This is a genomic window from Methylobacterium tardum (assembly GCF_023546765.1).
Taxonomy (GTDB): Bacteria; Pseudomonadota; Alphaproteobacteria; order Rhizobiales; family Beijerinckiaceae; genus Methylobacterium; species Methylobacterium tardum.
This window is the reverse complement of the sequence record NZ_CP097484.1, coordinates 2,836,774-2,852,831: the sequence shown is the minus strand read 5'-3', so window position 1 is coordinate 2,852,831 and position 16,058 is coordinate 2,836,774. Positions and strand designations below refer to the sequence as shown.

The following is a 16,058-nucleotide window of genomic DNA, read 5'->3' as shown; positions in this document are numbered from 1 at the left end:
GTGAGCATGGCGCAGCCGGGTACGGGTCATGGAGCAGGTCCGGGCGCACCGCTCACGGATGAGGCCCGCAGGCTGCTCGACGCCCTGCCGACGGCGAGCCTCCTCTTCGATGCGGAGGGCCGGATCCTTCACGTCAACCCGTCCGCAGAACGCCTGACCGGCTTCCCGGCGGCCGACCTCATCGCGCGCGGCCTCGACCTGATCCTGGCGCCGCGGGAAGCGCACCCGATCCGCTTCAGGACGGCGATCAGGAGTTTCCCGCCACCGGCGCGGACGGAACGAGCTTCTGGGCCTGCCTGACGACGGTGCCGCTGCCCGGCTCGGCCTGCCGCGTCGGGCAGATCCTGAACGTCACGGGCCGCCGCGAGGCGGAGGGCGCGCTCGCGCTGTCGCGCCAGCGCGAGGCGCTCGGCCTGCTGACCAACAGCGTGGCGCACGAGTTCAACAACTTCCTGCAGATTCTGATCGGCTACATCGACGGCCTGAAGCGCCGCCTCGGCGACCGCCAGGAGCCGTTCATCCAGCGGGCGATCTCCCGCTCCGCCGATGCGACCGAGCGGGCCGCGATCCTCACGCGCCAGCTGCTGGCCTATTCGCGACGCATCGCCCCGGAGGTGCGCGCGGTCGATCTCGACGCGATCGTGGCGGAACTCGCCGGGCGCCTCGCGCCCGACCTGCCGCCCGGGATCCGCCTCGTCGTGTCGGCGACGCCGGGCCTGCCGCGGGCAATCAGCAACCCGACGCAGATCGAGTTCGCGCTGCGGCATCTGGTCGCCAATGCCTGCGAGGCGATGCCGTCCGGCGGCACCCTGACCCTCTCGACCTTCCGGGTCGATCCCGGCGACCGGGCGATGCAGCAGCCCGACGAGGGCATCGTCGGGATCGCCGTTGCCGATACCGGCCAGGGGATGTCGCCGGAAATGCTCGCCCGGGCCCTGGCGCCGTTCCAGACGAGCCGCGAGGCCGGGCGCGGGGCGGGCCTCGCGATCGTGCACGGCCTGATGAAGCGCCAGAACGGGACCATCACCCTCGACAGCCGGCCGGCCGAGGGCACGCAGGTCCGGCTGTCGTTCCCGGCAGCGCCCGATCGCACGCTGCATTAAGCACGCTGCGCGCCGGAATCATCGCGCAGGACTAAAACCCGCGCTGAGCCGTTCCCATATCGTCACTGGCGCTCTGCGCCGTTCGGTTCTCGTCCCTAGAGGCGTGTACATGCTTACCCAGATTTCGCGCCGCCGGCGTGTGGCCGCCCTTCTGGCGCTGGCCACGGCGCTGACCGTCGCGGCGCCGGTCGCCGAAGCCCGTCCGGGCGGCGGCGGCTCATTCGGCTCCCGCGGCTCGCGCACCTACACGGCGCCGTCGGCGACGCCGACCGCGCCCGGCGGCGGCATGACGATGCAGCGCTCGCAGACCGCGCCGTCCCCCGGCATGGGCAGCCCCGGCATGCAGGCTCCGGCCGCGACCGGACGCCGATTCGGCGGCGGCTTCTTCGCGGGCCTGCTCGGCGCCGGCCTGATCGGCGCCCTGCTCGGCGGCGGCTTCTTCGGCGGCCTCGGCGGCCTGGCCTCGATGATCGGCCTGCTGTTCCAGGTCGGGCTCGTGGTGCTCGTCGTGATGATGGCCCTGCGGTTCTTCCGCCGCCGGAACGAGCCCGCCGGCGCCGGTGCGCCCTATGCCCGCTCGTCGCTCGACGATCAGCCGGGGGCCCGCGGGCCGATGGGCGGTGCTCAGGGCGGCCCCGCTTCCGGCATGTTCGGAGGCGGCCAGCGCCCGCCGCAGACACGCCCGGTGCAGATCGGCCCGGCCGATTACCAGGCGTTCGAGCGTCTGCTCGGCGACATCCAGGATGCCTATTCCCGCGAGGATCGCGTCACCCTCGGCAACCTCTCGACGCCCGAGATGGTGAGCTACTTCGACGAGGAGCTGCGCAACAACGCGGCCCGCGGCGTGGTGAACAAGATCTCGGACGTGAAGCTGCTCCAGGGCGACCTGGCGGAGGCCTGGGGCGAGGATCGCACCGACTACGCCACGGTGGCGATGCGCTACGCCCTCAAGGACGTGATGATCGAGCGGAACAGCGGCCGCGTCGTCCAGACCGACTCCTCCGAGGCGACGGAGCTCTGGACCTTCCTGCGCCAGCCCGGCCGCGGCTGGGTGCTCTCGGCGATCCAGCAGACGCGCTGAGCGCGACCGCGCTCCGGCCTCCGGGCCGGAGCCGCAACCGTCTCTTTCACGCCGGCGCCGTCACCGCGGTGCCGGCGTTTCTGTGTGCGTCCCACAGATTGGCGAGATCCACGAAGCCCGCGACCGGGACCTCCTCGGCCCGCGCCGTTTCGGACAGCCGGGCCGCGGCCAGCAGGGCGCCGGCATCGGGGGTCAGCGCCTTGAGGCTCTGGCGCAGCATCTTGCGGCGCTGGCCGAACGCTGCCCGGGTGACGGCTTCCAGCGCCTTGGCCCGGCAGGGCAGGGGCTGCGCACGCGGCACCAGCCGCACCACGCTCGACGTCACCTTCGGCGGCGGCACGAACGCCGAAGGGCTGACGTCGAACAGGATGTCGGCCTCGGTGCGCCAGCCGCAGAGGACGCCGAGCCGGCCGTAATCGGCCCGGGTCTCGGGCCCGGCGACGATGCGCTCGGCGACCTCGCGCTGGAACATCAGCACCGCCTGATCCCACCAGGGCGGCCAGACCTCGCCGTCGAGCCAGCCCGTGAGCAGCGCGGTGCCGACATTGTACGGCAGGTTGGCGACGATCCGGGCCGGACCCGAGCCCACGAGCTGCCGCGGATCGAAGGCCAGCGCGTCGGCATCGGCGACGTGAAGCCGGCCCGGATAATGGGCGGCGATCTCGGCGAGCGCCGGCAGGGCCCGCGGGTCGCGCTCGATCGCCACCACGCGCGCGGCGCCCTCGGCCAGGAGCGCGCGGGTCAGGCCGCCCGGCCCGGGGCCGACCTCCACCACCGTGACGCCCTCCAGCGGCCCGGCGGCCCGGGCGATCCGGCCGGTGAGGTTCAGATCGTAGAGGAAGTTCTGGCCGAGGGCCTTCTTGGGCTCCAGCCCGTGCCGGGCGACGACGTCGCGGAGCGGCGGCAGGCCGTCACTGGCGGTCACGGCGCGCGCTCACAGCTCATCCTCGGGGTCGAAGTGCCGGGCGCCGGCCGGCGCTGGTCGGCCGGCATAGACGCTGAACGGGATGACCTCGGCCCCGCCGGGCGTCGCCTCGGCGCGGCAGGCCTCGGTCGCCGCGAGCCTGTTGGCGAGACGCAGGGCCGCGATCAGGCTGTCGGGCCGCGCGACGCCCGTGCCGGCGATGTCGAACGCGGTGCCGTGATCCGGCGAGGTGCGCACGAACGGCAGCCCGAGGGTGACGTTCACGCCGTCGTCGAACGCGATGGTCTTGATCGGGATCAGGGCCTGATCGTGGGTCGGCGCCAGGGCGACGTCGTAGGTTTCCCGGGCGCGGGCGTGGAACAGCGTGTCGGCGGGCAGGGGCCCGCGGATGTCGATCCCCAGCGCCCGCAGCCTCGCCACCGCGGGGGCGAGCACGTCGCGATCCTCGTGGCCGATCGTGCCGGCCTCGCCGGCATGCGGGTTCAGACCCGCGAGCACGAGGCGCGGCTCGGGCAGGCCGAAGCGGTCCCGCAGATCCCGGGCCACGATGGTCGCGGTCTCCTCGACGAGTTCCTGCGTCAGGAGGCCCGGCACGTCCTTGAGCGGGACGTGGATCGTCACCGGCACCACGGAGAGCCCCGCGCTCCAGATCATCATCACCGGCCGGGGCGGCGTGCGGCCCGCGGGCACCGACAGGGCGGCCAGGAACTCGGTGTGGCCCGGATGGGCGAAACCGGTCCGGGTCAGCACGAACTTGGCGATCGGGTTGGTCACCACGGCGCTAGCGCGGCCGGCCTTCACGAAGCCCACCGCGGCCGTGATCGACTCGATGGTGGCGCCGGCGTTGACGGGATCCGGAACGCCGGGCGCGGCGGTCACGCTCGCGCCGCTCGGCAGCGGCACCACGGGAAAGGCGCGGGGAAACACCTCGGCCGCCGTCTCGGGATCGACCTCGGCCACGGGGACCGGCCGATCCAGACGGTGGGCGAGGCGCTCGATGAAGGCCGGATCCCCCACGAGGAAGAACGGCGGCAGCGGCGCGGCGCCGCCGCGCCCGAGCCAGGCGCTTAGCGCCAGTTCCGGACCGATCCCGGCGGGGTCTCCGAGGGTGAGGGCGAGGGGCGGCATGGACGGTCTATAGCGCCCGGGCGGCGCGGACGCATCCTCGGCGCGGGCAGTTCGTAAGGCACACGCGCGGTCGGTGCGCTGTCCTCCCGTCATCCCGGGCGCCGGCGTGGATTCAAGAAACCGGTCGCCGCAGCTTGCGGCGGGACCTCACCGCACCGAGGCGATACCGTCCGCCGTGGTGGCGGTGCCGACGTTCTGGCGCAGATCCGCCTCGCCCAGCGTCTTCAGCTCGACCCGCAGCAGCACGGTCTGGTTGCGCTCGCGCACGCCGGTGGCGGTGGCGATCGGCGAGTTGATGTAGTTCAGCGAGACGGTGGTGCACTCGTCCTGATAGCCGCCGCCGAAGCTCGCGCCCGACAGGTAGAACCGGCCCGGGTTCTGGTAGAGCGGCACGGTGCCGATCGGGTTCGCCAGGTAGGACGTCAGCGCGTCCGTGTAGGTGTTGCGCACGTCGAGGTAGTGCGTCAGGTCGACGAGCAGGGAGCCCGAGAGGAACCAGTTCGGCGTGATGTTGTAGGTCGCGGTGGCGGTGATGCCCTCGCGGTAGTGGCTGTAGCCGAGCAGCGGCTGCGCCTCGTAGTACGAGTAGAAGGCAGACACGGTCAGGGGCAGGAACGGGGCGAACCGCGCCGTGGCGCCGGTCTCGAACCGCGCGACGTGGAAGTCGGCCTGGTTGAACCGCGCCCGGGTGATGAACGTGATGTTCTGGTTCGGCGAGACCTGGAACCGGCCGACGAAGTCCGACCGCTGCGTCTCGAGGCCGGAATCGAGGCCGACATTGGCGATGTCGCCGCGCCGGAACGAGTTGACGCCAGCGAGCTGGATCGACTCGCCGAACAGCACGTTCGCGTACCAGCCGGATGGGGTCACGACGGAGTACTGGCCGCCGAGGTTGGTGCGCACGCCGCCTTCGACCCGGTCGTAGCCCGAGAACTTGTCCCACTCGAACAGCGACGTGTCGTCGAAGACGAGGCTCTGGGCATCCTCGTTCGGCAGGCGGCCGATCCGGGTCTCGGAGGGACGCGCGATGATCTGGCCGATCGGCTCCAGGGTGTGGACGCCCAGCGCCCCGAAATTGGCGACGAACGGATAGCGATAGTCGAGGCCGACCGCCGGCATGACCCGGCCGGCGAAGCCGTCGCCGATCTTGGCCACCTGCGGCGCGAGGTCGTTCTGGTAGCCCGAGAAGCTGGGATTGGTGAAGAACGCGTCGGTGCGCAGATACGCGAACGGCGTGAACTTCTGGCCGAGATCGTCGATGAAGCTCCGGCGCCAGGACAGTTCCGCGGAGGCGCGGGTGTTGGTGCCGGCGAGGCCCTGGATCGAGCAAAGCCCGCGCTGGAAGACCGTGCAGGTCTGGTAGAGCGGGAAGCTGACGCCGTTCACGCTCGGCGAGAACAGGTAGCTCGAGGTCCGCGGCAGGCCCTGGAACTGCGTGGTCTCGCGGGTCAGGCTGGTGATGTTGGATTGGAAGCGGACCTCGCCGCCGATCTCGGCGGGGCCGTTGACGCGCTTGTCGTAGTCGATGACCGGCGCGACGATCGGCTGCTGCTTCTGCCAGTCGAAGCTCGACAGGCCCTTAAAGTAGTAGCCCCGCGCCTCGAACCACGAGCGGTCGCCCTGGCCGATCAGGAAGGCGGTCGAGGTCGCCTCGCGGAAATAGTCCGTGGTGATGTTCTGGTTGCGGATCCGGTAATTGTCGAGGAACCACTTGTCGGTGACGCCGACGAGGTCCCAGCCTGTGCGCCAGCGCGGGTTGATGTAGAACCGGCCCTGCGATTCCACCGAGCCGCGGAAGTCGCGCTCGCCGGCACCCAGCGGGCTCGGCAGGAAGGCCGAGGGCGTCGTCTGCGAGATGCCGGACAGGCGGATGTTGTAGAAGCCGTTGTCGATCCGCTGGCGGAACTCGCCCTGGGCGAGCAGGCCCTGGCGACTGAGCAGGGTCGGCGTCAGCGTCAGGTCGTAGTTCGGCGCGAGGTTGATGAAGTACGGGAGCGACACGCCGCTGCCGAGGGCGGTTGTCGAAATGAAGCGCGGCGTCAGGAAGCCGGTCTTGCGCTTCACGGTCGGATCCGGCGCCTCGAAATACGGCAGGTAGGCGACCGGGATCCCGGCGAGTTCCAGGGTGGACTCGTCGAAGTAGACCGTGTGGGTCTCGTTGTCGTGGATGATCTTCTTCGCCTTGATCTGCCAGAGCGGCGGCGTCTCGGGGTTATCCTTGCAGGGCTCGCACGCGGTGTAGCTGCCGGACTCGAAGCTCGTCTGCTCGCCGTTCAGCCGCTCGGCCCGCGGCGCGGAGAACCGGGTGCGCACGGTCTCGAACTTGCGCTGGACAGTCTGCTGGCCGCGGAACGCGTCGACGAAGCCGGTCTTGAAGTCGTCGGTGAGCTCCATGCGCTCGCCGGTCACGACCCCGCCGTCGGCCTCCGTGAGGCGGACATTGCCCTCGGCGAAGACGCGGCCGGTGTTGCGGTCGTAGCGGACGCGGTCGGCCTGGAGCGTGCGCGGACCGTAATGCAGCTCGGCATTGCCGCGGGCCGTCACGGTGCTGCGGTCGTTGTCGTAGATCAGCTCGTCGGCCTCGGCGAGGAGCTTGTCGCCGGGCTTGCCGGCCTTCACGGCGGGCAGACCTTGGGCATGCGCGGACACTCCGCCGGCCAGGGGCACGGCGAGCGCCAGCGCGGCCAGGAGCCCGGCCTTCCGCAGGATGTCGGCGACCTTACGCAACGCGTGTCCCAACCCCTGTGACGTCCACCGCCACGAACCTCAACACCCGTCTCCCTGCCCGCGAAGGATCGCGGATGTCAGCCGTCTTCCTGGTACAGAAGCGTGAGCGTACCGAGAAGACTGCCTACCACGGCGGGGAACCAGGCCGCCACCGGTGCGGCGACGAGTCCGGACGCGCCCAGCCCCTCCATGACCTGTCGGATCACGTAGAGTGCGAAGCCGGCCGCGACGCCACCGAGGACGAGTTTGCCGACACCACCAAAGCGGAAGAACCGTAAGGAAACGGTTGCCGCGACGATAACCATGGCGACGAACAGCACCGGCCTTGCCCACAGGACATCGTACTGGAGGCGGTACCGGGTGGCGTCCAAACCGGCCCGCTCGGTGCGCGCGATGGTTGTGGGAAGTTGCCAGAAAGGCACAGATTCCGGCGGGGTGAAGCGCTGGCGCACCTGCCCGGGGTCCAGGTTCGAGGCGATCAGGTAGGTGTCGAACGACTCGGGCGGTGCGTCCGGTGTGAGAACGCGCACATCGGAGAGCTCCCAGTAGCCGTCGTGGAGCGTCGCGCGGGCCGCCACGAGCTGCTCGGCGAACTTCCCGGCCTCGCCGAAGGTGAAGACCGAGACGCCCGCGAGGGTCGTGCTGCCCTCGATCGCCGTCTCGGCGCGCAGGATCGCCTCGCCGTCCGATCCCCGCTGCCGGATCCACAGGTCCTTGCCCGAGCCGGCCTTGGTGGCCTTGGCGAAGATCTTCGCTTCGATCTCGGTCGAGCGCTGCTTCAGCATCGCGGAGACCGGGTTGTAGACCCCGACCGCCAGGGCGCCGAGCGCCAGCGCCACGAAGACGCCCGGCTGCAGGAACTGCCACGCGGAGATCCCGGCGGCCCGGGCGACCACCAGCTCCAGCTTGCGCGAGAGCTGCAGCAGGGCCGCCATCGACCCGAACAGGACCGCGAAGGGCAGCACGCCCTCGGCCACCGCGGGGGTCCGGTAGAGTGAGAGCTGCGCCATCAGCCCCGTGGAGGCGCCCTGGGTCTCGCCGGCCCGGCGCAGCAGCTCGACGAAATCCAGCGTGTAGACCAGCGCGAAGACGGTGACGAAGACGCCGAGCACCGTGCGGGCGAAGCGGGCGGCGAAGTACCGCCCGAGGGTCGGACCGATCAGCATCATCGGATCAGGCCGCCGGCGCGAGGCGCTGTCCGCGCATAAGGCCCCGGGTTCCCCGGACCAGGGCGGCGTTGAACGCGCGCACCCGCGGGCCGAAGAAGATCAGAAGGCAGGAGAGCGCGATGGCGAGCAGCGGCGCGCCGTAGACGGCCGCCACCGCAGCCGGGCTGCGCGCGGCGGCGCTCACCGCCGCGAAACCCGCGATGCGCAGGCCGACCACCGCGAGGATCGCTCCGGCGACCGCGAGCCCGCGCCCTTGGCGGGTCGTGCGGGGATCGCCCAGAGCCGCGAAGGCGATGAAGACGAGCGCCAGCGGGTACAGGCAGGCCGAGAGCCGGTCGTGCAGCTCGGCCCGGAAGCGGCCCTTCTGGAGCTTGTAGTAACCCTCGGTCGTATCGGGGAACAGGAGCTGCGCCGTCGAGCGCTCGCGCGGCTTGTAGATCGTGTCGGAATCGGGCGGCGCGAACGCCGCGAGATCGATCGTGTAGCGCTCGAAGGTCAGGATCGAGGAATCGCGCGAGTCCTTCTGCTGCTGGTGGACGCTGCCGTTCTCCAGGATCAGATAGCTCTGGCCGTCGATATCGACCGCGTTGCCCCGGTCGGCGAGGTAGACCTTGGTCTTCCCGGCCTCGCGCCGGTCCTGGATGAACAACCCCTTGAGGGTGCCGCCCGGCCCGCGCTCGCGGAAATGGAAGGTGATGCCGTTGTCGAGCTGGGTGAACTGCCCTTCCTTGACGACGTTGGCGATGAAGTCGCCGCGCACCCGGGTGATCACGTCGCGCAGCTCCTGGAAGCTCGCCGGCATGACGACCACCACGAGGAAGCCCGTCACGAAGCTGACGATCAGCGCCAGGGTCAGGAACGGCCGCAGCAGCGAGCGCGGCGGCATCCCGGCCGCCGACATGACGATCAGCTCGGAATCGCCGTTGAGCTTGTTCAGCGCGTAGATCGTGCCGATGAACAGGGCCACCGGGGCGATCACCACGAGCAGCGTCGGCAGCGACAGGCCCGTGACGAACAGGAAGACCAGCAGGGTCTGGCCCTTGGCGGTCACGAGGTCGAGCTCGCGCAGCGCCTGCGTCAGCCAGATCGTCCCGGTCAGCCCGACCAGGCAGGCGAGGGTGGCGCCCAGGGCGATCCGAAAGATGTAGCGTTCGATCTGCCTCATCGGCCCGGCAGCCCCGCTCGTCCTCTCGCGCCCTCGGGGCCGCAGGGACCCGACAAAAGGGGCGATTCCAGGGCTGTCGCGCCGCGTTGCGTTCTCCGCCTCAGCGGCTACACAGGGCGGATGACCTGTGCGGCGCGCAGGTGCGTAGTGCAGCTCCGGGATAACGGTCAGGGCGACGGGCATGGCGGACGGTATCGAGATCGGTTTCGGCCCCCTGGAGCAGAGCGGCCAGGGTCCCGGCGGATCGGGCGATCTCGTGGTTTTCGTCGGCGACGACCTCGTCCTCGGAGCGGCGGCCCGCGACGCCCTGGGCGCTTCCGGAGCCGATCTCGTCGCCCGCGCCGCGTCCTCCGAGAAGTTCAAGGGCCGCTCGCTGACGGCGCTCAGCCTCCCGGCCCCGGCGGGCGTCAAGGCCGACCGCCTCGTGGTCGTCGGCCTCGGCTCCGACAAGGACCGCGCCAAGACCGACTGGCCGGCGCTCGGCGGCTTCACCGCCAGCAAGGTGGCGGGACGGACCGCCCGGGTGGTGCTCGACTGGCCGGGCACGACGGTGACGGCGGCGCAGGCCGGCGAGTTCGCCCTCGGCGCGCGGCTGCGCAACTACACCTTCGACCGCTACAAGACCAAGAAGAAGCCAGATGCCGACGACAAGTCCAGCACGGCGCTGACTCTGCTGCTCGCCGACCAGAGCGCGGCGGCACGCGAGGGCGAGAACGCCCGGACGCTGTCGGACAGCGTGATCCTGGCGCGCGACCTCGTGAACGAGCCGCCGAACGTGCTCTTCCCGGAGGAGTTCGCCCGGCGCGCCTCGGACCTGTCGAAGCTCGGCGTCGAGATCGAGGTGCTGGAGCCCGCGCGGATGCGCGAGCTCGGCATGGGCGCGCTGCTGGCCGTGGCGCAGGGCTCCGTCCGCGAGCCGCGGCTCGTGATCATGCGCTGGAACGGGGGTCCCGCCGGCGAGGCGCCCGTGGCGCTGATCGGCAAGGGCGTGATCTTCGATTCCGGCGGCATCTCCATCAAGCCCGGCGGCGGCATGGAGGACATGAAGGGCGATATGGGCGGCGCGGCCGCCGTCGTGGGCGCGCTCCGCGCGCTCGCCGCCCGCAAGGCGCGCTGCAACGTGGTCGGCGCCATCGGCATCGCCGAGAACATGCCGGACGGCGGCTCGTACCGGCCCTCCGACATCGTGACCTCAATGTCGGGCCAGACCATCGAGGTGATCAACACCGACGCCGAGGGCCGCCTCGTGCTGGCCGACGTGATCACCCACATCGTCCGCAGCGCCAAGCCCAAGGCGATCGTCGACCTCGCGACGCTGACCGGCGCCATCATCGTGGCGCTCGGCCAGGACATCGCCGGGATGTTCTCGAACGACGACACGCTGGCGAGCAACATCAACGCCGCCGGCGAGGCGACGGGCGAGAAGGTCTGGCGGATGCCGCTGATCCCCGCCTACGACAAGGCGATCGATTCCAAGTTCGCCGACATGAAGAACACCGGGGGCCGTCACGGCGGCGCCGCCACCGCGGCCTCGTTCATCAAGCGCTACGTCGAGGACGTGCCGTGGGCGCATCTCGACATCGCCGGCGTGGCGATGTCGCCGAACGCGAGCGAGATCAACCGCAGCTGGGGCGCCGGCTGGGGCGTCCGCCTGCTCGACCGGCTGATCCGGGATCACTACGAGGCCCGGTAGGATCGCGCGGGCCGTCCGCGGGCGGACCGCCATTGGGCCCGCTCACGGAGCGGGCCGACCCCGCGTTTCGGACGCCGCGCCCGGCTCGGGACCCTGCATGATGCCTGCGCCCTCGCACGCCGCCTTCCAGCCGACCGCGACAGGCCTCGCGGCAGGCCAGCACCGGGGCGGCAAGCTCCTGCAGGCCTCGATCCCGATCCTGGCCATGCTGGTGGCCCTGGCGCTCGTGGCAGGGACCGGATTCAGCCAGCGCTCGGCAGTCCCGGAGGTCGCCGAGCCGTGGGTCTTCGGGTACTTCGCCGGGCGCTATCCGCTCTTCGCCTTCGCGCTGGTCTACGGCCTCGTGCACCTCGCGATGGCGGCGGCGGAGCCCGGTCCGGCCTCCGTCCCGCGCCGGGTCCTGTTCGGCCTCGCCGGCGCGGCATTCCTGCTGCTCGCCGGCCTCTACCCGACCTTCGGGGGTCTCGTCCTGCGCGCCGGCTTCGCGACGGGCGGGATGGCGTTCCTCACGCACCAGCCCCTCTGGCTGGCTTACGCGCTCGGCGCGGGCGTGGCGGCGGCGGTGTTCGGCGGCGTGCTCGGCCTCTTCGTAATCGCGGCGAACCGCGCCCTGAGGCCGCGGCTCCGCCGGATCGGCTCCGGCCTCCTGGCCTTCCTGGCCCTCTGGTTCGGCGCGGCCGTGATCGGTCTCGGCGGCAGCCTGGGTCTCGGCCCCTGGCCGCACCGCGCGCTGCGGCCCGACGAGGCCGGTCTGGCCGCGCTCCTCTTGGTCGCCGCCGCCCTGCCGCATGCCGCGCTGGCGACAGTGAGCCGGCATCGACGCGGCGCCTGAGGCCCGCGCCTTGCGGGCCGGCCTCCGTTCCCGCAGAGTTGCCGGGTTCTGCGTTGGGGGGACTCGGCCGTCCAGAGCCGTGCCCACGGGAGGCATCGCGATGCATGAGGCGAACGTGATCGTGCACGGCGCTGAAACGCCCAGGTCCGTACGGAGGCCGGCCCCGCCGGCCGATCTGGCGTCGGATCGCCCCTGGCTGGCCTCGTACCCGGCCGGTGTCCCGGCCGAGATCGACGTCGCGGGCCTCGGGACGCTCGTCGGCCTGTTCGAGACCAGCGTCGCCGCCTTCGCCGATCGGCCCGCGATGCTGTGCTTCGGCTCGACCATGACCTACGCCACCCTCGGGCAGCAGGCGCGCGACCTCGCGGCCTGGCTGCAGGGGCAGGGACTGGCGAAGGGCGACCGCGTCGCGATCATGCTGCCGAACGTGCCGGCCTACGCGGTGGCGATCTTCGGCGTCCTCCTCGCCGGCGGCACGGTGGTCAACACCAACCCGCTCTACACGCCCCGCGAATTCGCCCAGCAGATCAACGATTCGGGCGCACGGATCCTGATCGTGCTGGAAAATTTCGGCGCCACGGTCGCGGCGGCGCTGCCGGACGTGAAACTCGACCGGGTTGCCCTGGTCGGCCCGGGTGACGGGCTCGGGCTCAAGGGTCAGGTGATCAACCTCGCCAGCCGCCACGTGCGCAAGGCGGTGCCGCCGTTCCAGCTGCCGGAAGGTCTGGCCGTGCCGTTCACCAGCGTCCTGCGCCGGGGCCGCAGCCTGCCGCGGGCCTCGGCGCGGGTCGAGCCGGAGGATCTGGCGTTCCTGCAATATACCGGCGGCACCACCGGCATCGCCAAGGCGGCGATGCTCAGCCACCGCAACATCATGGCCAATGTCGAGCAGTCGCAGCTCTGGTTCAACTCGAAGGATCCGAGCATCCGGCGCTGCGCGGTGACGGCCCTGCCGCTCTACCACATCTTCGCGCTGACCGCGTGCTTCTTCCAGTTCATGCGCAACGGCGGATCGTGCCTGCTGATCCCGAACCCGCGCGACTGCGACGGCATGGTGAAGACGCTGAGCCGCACCCGCTTCACCCACCTGATGGGCGTGAACACGCTGTTCAACGTGCTGATCAACCATCCGAAGATCGGCACGATCGATTTCTCGCATCTCGACTTCGTGGTCGGCGGCGGCACGGCCGTGCAGCGGGCGGTGGCCGAGCGCTGGAAGGCGCTGACCGGCAACACGATCATCGAGGGCTACGGCCTGTCGGAGACCTCGCCGGTGGTCTGCGTCAACCCACGCGGGATGCGCGACTTCTCCGGCACGATCGGCTTCCCGCTTCCCTCAACCGAGGTCTCGATCCGCGACTTATCCGGACAGGTCGTGTCCGTCGGGCAGCCGGGGGAGATCTGCGTCCGCGGCCCGCAGGTGATGCGCGGCTACTGGAACCGCCCCGAGGAGACGGCCCGTGCGATGACCGCGGACGGGTTCTTCCGCACGGGCGACGTCGCGGTGATGCAGGCCGACGGCCAGTTCCGCATCGTCGACCGGATGAAGGACATGATCCTCGTCTCGGGCTTCAACGTCTATCCGAACGAGGTCGAGGACGTCCTCGCCGCCCACCCGGCCGTGCTCGAATGCGCCGTGGTCGGCGCACCGAGCGAGGAGACCGGCGAGATGGTCGTCGCCCACATCGTCCTGAAGGATTCTTCGGTCTCGACCGACGCCATCCGCGCCCACGCGCGCACCCAGCTCACCGGCTACAAGGTCCCCCGGCGGGTAATCCTGCACGACACGCTGCCCAAGACCAATGTCGGCAAGGTGCTGCGCCGGATGCTGCGCGACGAGACGCCCCCGGCCTGATCGCAGGATAACGGCCTGCGTCGCGACGCCGCCCTCGCGGCGCGTAACCGCAACGCGCACGGCGCCGAAAGGTGAGGCTGCGGCGCTTGCCCACCTGTCGGCCCGGGCCGATCTGTGGGTTGTGCGCATAGGACATCCGAGGAGGCGGCCATGTTGATCAAGCGCAAGCGCGGTTGGGAGATTCCGGAGCATCTGGTCACGCCGGAGGCCGTCTTCCTGAACCGGCGCGCGCTGATCGGCGGTGCGGCCGGACTTGCGGCCGGATCGCTCCTGGGTGGCCGATCTGTCCTCGCAGCGGGCGATCAGCCGCTCTACCCGGCGCAGCAGAACCCCGCCTATACCCTCGACCGGCCGCTGACGCCGGAGCGCTTCAGCGCCGACTACAACAATTTCTACGAGTTCGGCACGTCGAAGACCGTGCTGCCGGCCGCGAACGCGCTCAAGACCCAGCCCTGGACGCTGAAGATCGACGGGCTCGTGGAGAAGCCCTTCGAGATCGGCGTCGGCGACCTGATCCGGAAGGTCGGCCTCGAGGAGCGGCTCTACCGCCACCGCTGCGTCGAGGCGTGGTCCATGGCGGTGCCGTGGACGGGCTTCCCGCTCTCCAAGCTTGTGGCGCTCGCCAAGCCGACCTCGGGGGCGAAGTACATCCGCTTCGAGACCTTCATGGACAAGGCGATGGCGCCCGGCCAGCGCGCCTTCTTCTATCCCTGGCCCTACACGGAAGGCCTGACGCTCGCGGAGGCTGGGAACGACCTCGCCTTCATGGTCACCGGGATCTACGGCAAGCCGCTGCCCAACCAGTTCGGCGCGCCGATCCGGGTCGCGGTGCCGTGGAAGTATGGCTTCAAGTCGGCGAAGTCGCTGGTGAAGGTGTCGTTCACGGCCGACAGGCCGAAGACCTTCTGGGAAGGGCTCCAAGCGTCGGAATACGGGTTCTGGGCCAACGTGAACCCGGCCGTCCCGCATCCGCGCTGGAGCCAGGCCACCGAGCGCGTGCTCGGGACCGACCAGCGCGTGCCGACGCTGATCTACAACGGCTACGGCGAGCAGGTCGCGGGCCTCTACAAGGGGCTGGAGGGCGAGCGGCTGTTTGTTTGATGCGGCTTCCGCTCGACCGCTTCGGTGGATGCGTTCCTCGCCATCATCATGCGCAAGGCGAAGCGACCCTTGGCAGCGGAACGTCGGAAGGCGTCGCGCTGCCGGGATTGCTTAGCTCCGCTCGCAAGGACGGCGGGGCTGATGTGAGCCGACGGAAGCGGATATGAACCGCGCGCAGCGCTCAGTAGGTCCAGCGCTGCGCCTTCGACACCAGGAAATCGCGGAACGCCTGAACGCGGGCCACGGAGCGCATCTCCTCGGCATAAACGAGGTAGCTCTCGAGGCTCGGCATCTCGGTGTCGCGCAGCACCTGCACCAGCTGCTGGTCGCCGTCGACGGCGTAATCCGGCAGGATGCCGATCCCGGCGCCCGCCTCCATGGCGCGCTGCAGGGCACCGATGTTGTTCACGGTGAGGTGCACGTGGCGCCGCTCCCGCCCGTCGCGGCCGGCATCGGCCAGCCAGTGCGCGGCGAGGAGGTATGACGGCTCGTTGCCGCCGAACGACACGAGGCGGTGGTCGTCGAGATCCTCGATCGTCTTCGGCTCGCCGAAGCGCTTGACGTAATCCTGGCTCGCGAAGGCGTGGTAGTGGACGGTGAACAGTCGCCGCTGGATCAGGTCCGGCTGGGCCGGGCGTCGCATGCGGATGGCCACATCCGCCTCACGCATGGCGAGATCGAGCTCCTCGTTGGTGAGGATCAGCTCGATCCGCACGTCCGGGTAGAGGTCGAGGAACTCGCCCACACGCTGCGACAGCCACGACGTGCCGAGGCCGACGGTCGTGGTGACCTTGAGGTCGCCGGTCGGACGCTCGGAGGTCTCGACGAGCCGCGCCCGCGTGTTCTCCAGGCGGAGCTTCATGTCGCGCGCGGCGCGGAACAGAAGATCGCCCTGCTCGGTGAGGAGCAGGCCCCGTGCATGCCGGTGGAACAGCGGCGCCTTCAGCTCGCGCTCCAGGGCACTGATTTGCCGGCTGACGGCCGACTGGCTGAGCCCGATATCGTCGCCCGCCTTGGTGAAGCTGCCCGCCTCCGCGACGTTGAGGAAGATCCGGATCTTATCCCAATCCAAGGCAAGAACCCCTACCAGCGCGAGCTCGTCGCCCATGCCCGAAGGAGCCGGGCAGGCGGCGTACGAAGCGGATCACCGGGCGAACTGCGCGGTACCGATGGCGGAGAGGGACTCCCGGCACCGCGCGGGTATGCAATTGCTGCATCCCGGCGCAGTCAGCACTCCTATGCGCATGGTGCATGATCCGGCGCAAGCACCCGGATCGGG

General features: G+C 70.5%; 13 protein-coding genes. 7 read left to right on the top strand and 6 right to left on the bottom strand.

Annotated features, from left to right (window positions below; all coding sequences use genetic code 11):
• Positions 1 to 6 precede the first annotated feature (6 nt).
• From M6G65_RS33980 to M6G65_RS13560, 3 genes are all read left to right on the top strand, one after another.
• A complete protein-coding gene (locus M6G65_RS33980; protein ID WP_430929562.1) occupies positions 7 to 300 on the top strand; it encodes a PAS domain-containing protein in 294 nt (97 codons plus the stop codon).
• Positions 301 to 305: 5 nt separating this feature from the next.
• Positions 306 to 1,103 carry an ATP-binding protein gene (locus M6G65_RS13565; RefSeq protein ID WP_430929561.1) on the top strand — a complete coding sequence of 266 codons (798 nt, stop codon included), beginning with the start codon at positions 306 to 308 and terminating at the stop codon, positions 1,101 to 1,103.
• A 109-nt stretch (positions 1,104 to 1,212) separates the two neighbouring features.
• The gene (locus M6G65_RS13560) at positions 1,213 to 2,184 is read left to right on the top strand and encodes a TIM44-like domain-containing protein (RefSeq protein ID WP_250104053.1); all 972 of its coding nucleotides are present in this window, start codon (positions 1,213 to 1,215) and stop codon (positions 2,182 to 2,184) included.
• A gap of 46 nt (positions 2,185 to 2,230) precedes the next feature.
• On the opposite strand, the gene rsmA is transcribed toward M6G65_RS13560, so the two are convergent.
• From rsmA to lptF, 5 genes are all read right to left on the bottom strand, one after another.
• Positions 2,231 to 3,109: a 16S rRNA (adenine(1518)-N(6)/adenine(1519)-N(6))-dimethyltransferase RsmA gene (rsmA, locus tag M6G65_RS13555; protein ID WP_250104052.1), complete on the bottom strand. Its 879-nt coding sequence runs from the start codon at positions 3,107 to 3,109 to the stop codon at positions 2,231 to 2,233.
• 9 nt (positions 3,110 to 3,118) lie between these two features.
• Positions 3,119 to 4,237, bottom strand: a complete 1,119-nt coding sequence (gene pdxA, locus M6G65_RS13550) for a 4-hydroxythreonine-4-phosphate dehydrogenase PdxA (RefSeq protein ID WP_238195375.1) — start codon at positions 4,235 to 4,237, stop codon at positions 3,119 to 3,121.
• 147 nt (positions 4,238 to 4,384) lie between these two features.
• Positions 4,385 to 6,964, bottom strand: a complete 2,580-nt coding sequence (locus M6G65_RS13545) for an LPS-assembly protein LptD (protein WP_250104051.1) — start codon at positions 6,962 to 6,964, stop codon at positions 4,385 to 4,387.
• A gap of 77 nt (positions 6,965 to 7,041) precedes the next feature.
• Complete coding sequence (gene lptG / locus M6G65_RS13540) at positions 7,042 to 8,130, bottom strand: LPS export ABC transporter permease LptG (protein ID WP_250104243.1); 1,089 nt, start codon at positions 8,128 to 8,130, stop codon at positions 7,042 to 7,044.
• A 7-nt stretch (positions 8,131 to 8,137) separates the two neighbouring features.
• Complete coding sequence (gene lptF / locus M6G65_RS13535) at positions 8,138 to 9,298, bottom strand: LPS export ABC transporter permease LptF (RefSeq protein ID WP_238195377.1); 1,161 nt, start codon at positions 9,296 to 9,298, stop codon at positions 8,138 to 8,140.
• 181 nt (positions 9,299 to 9,479) lie between these two features.
• Here lptF and M6G65_RS13530 point away from each other — a divergent pair, with 181 nt between their 5' ends.
• From M6G65_RS13530 to msrP, 4 genes are all read left to right on the top strand, one after another.
• Complete coding sequence (locus tag M6G65_RS13530; protein ID WP_250104050.1) at positions 9,480 to 10,991, top strand: leucyl aminopeptidase; 1,512 nt, start codon at positions 9,480 to 9,482, stop codon at positions 10,989 to 10,991.
• A gap of 97 nt (positions 10,992 to 11,088) precedes the next feature.
• Positions 11,089 to 11,823 carry a hypothetical protein gene (locus M6G65_RS13525; RefSeq protein ID WP_238195379.1) on the top strand — a complete coding sequence of 245 codons (735 nt, stop codon included), beginning with the start codon at positions 11,089 to 11,091 and terminating at the stop codon, positions 11,821 to 11,823.
• A 100-nt stretch (positions 11,824 to 11,923) separates the two neighbouring features.
• Positions 11,924 to 13,678: an AMP-binding protein gene (locus M6G65_RS13520; protein WP_238195380.1), complete on the top strand. Its 1,755-nt coding sequence runs from the start codon at positions 11,924 to 11,926 to the stop codon at positions 13,676 to 13,678.
• A 150-nt stretch (positions 13,679 to 13,828) separates the two neighbouring features.
• Positions 13,829 to 14,779: a protein-methionine-sulfoxide reductase catalytic subunit MsrP gene (gene msrP / locus M6G65_RS13515; protein ID WP_250104049.1), complete on the top strand. Its 951-nt coding sequence runs from the start codon at positions 13,829 to 13,831 to the stop codon at positions 14,777 to 14,779.
• Positions 14,780 to 14,960: 181 nt separating this feature from the next.
• Here msrP and M6G65_RS13510 read toward each other — a convergent pair whose 3' ends face one another.
• Complete coding sequence (locus M6G65_RS13510) at positions 14,961 to 15,851, bottom strand: LysR family transcriptional regulator (RefSeq protein ID WP_192709032.1); 891 nt, start codon at positions 15,849 to 15,851, stop codon at positions 14,961 to 14,963.
• Between the last annotated feature and the right edge of the window lie 207 nt (positions 15,852 to 16,058).